General features: G+C 65.6%; 1 protein-coding gene. It reads right to left on the bottom strand.

The annotated features are described in order from the left end of the window. Positions 1 to 883: CHASE3 domain-containing protein (locus AC07P1_RS33685; protein WP_494699948.1), on the bottom strand; the 883-nt coding region annotated here is incomplete at its 3' end. Positions 884 to 1,077 lie beyond the last annotated feature (194 nt).

Genomic DNA, 1,077 nt, shown 5'->3' with positions numbered 1-1,077 from the left:
TCAGGTCGCCCGAGGCGGCCTTCGACACCACGCCGAGCAGCGAGTCGACCTTGGACTTGAGCAGGTTGGTGGCGGCCAGCTCGTTGGCCTGGCTGTCCTGGATCGATTGCGCCATGCGGTTGAATTCGACGGTGACCTTGCCCAGTTCATCGGCCGACAGCACCGGCGCGCGCGCCGACTGGTCGCCGGCGGCGATGCGGCCGACGGCGTGGGTCAGGTTGTTGAGCGGCGCCGACAGCGCCCGCACCAGCAGCCAGGCCACCAGCGCCCCCAGCGCCACGCAGGTCACGCCGCCGGCCGACAGCACCAGCCGCATGCTCGCCTGCAGCTTCTCGGAGGCGGCGGTGCGCTCGGACAGCAGCCGGTTTTCCTCGATGGACGCCTCGTTCATGAATTTGTAGATGGCGCCGATGGCCGCGTTGCCGCCGGTTTGCTGGGGCGTGTGTCCCATGGCGTCGGCGGCGCCGGGCTTGTCGCCCATTTGTTCGCGCATCGCCAGTTGCGACTCGATGACATCCTTGGCCCAGACCACGATCATCGATTCGAGTTTCTTGAAACGCTCCAGCTGGGGCGGATTGTCGCGCACCAGCGACTGCAGCCGCTGGACCGAGGCCGGGATATCGCGCAGCTCCTTGCGCGTGCGTTCGAGGCGCACCGGCGCGCCGGTCAGGTAGTAGCCGCGCGCCTCCACCTGCACTTGCAGCAGATCGTTGCGCAGGCTGTCGATGGCCTGGATCACGACCATCGTGTGGCGGTCCAGGGCGTTGGCGTCCGACAGGCTGTTAAACCGGTTGTAGGCGATCGTCAGCAACAGCAGGATGATGGCCAGGATGGCGCCGAAGCCCAGATACAGTTTGGTCTTGATGCTTAAGTGCTTCAACATTTTTCTTCTCCCATGGCCACGTCAGGCGCGGCATTGTCCCATGCTTAAGCCGCGACGGCAAAATTGGCCACGCTCGTTTGCAGGTCGCCGGCCGCGTACTGCAGCTGGTGCACCGCCTCGCTGGTGGCCTTGAGCGACTCGACCGTCTGCTGGGTGGCGTCGTTCAGCTGCATCATCGTCTCCGAGATCTGCTG

This window comes from Duganella sp. GW821-FHT07F09 (assembly GCF_059418705.1).
The sequence above is the reverse complement of the archived record's forward strand: the minus strand, read 5'-3'. Positions and strand labels throughout refer to the sequence as shown.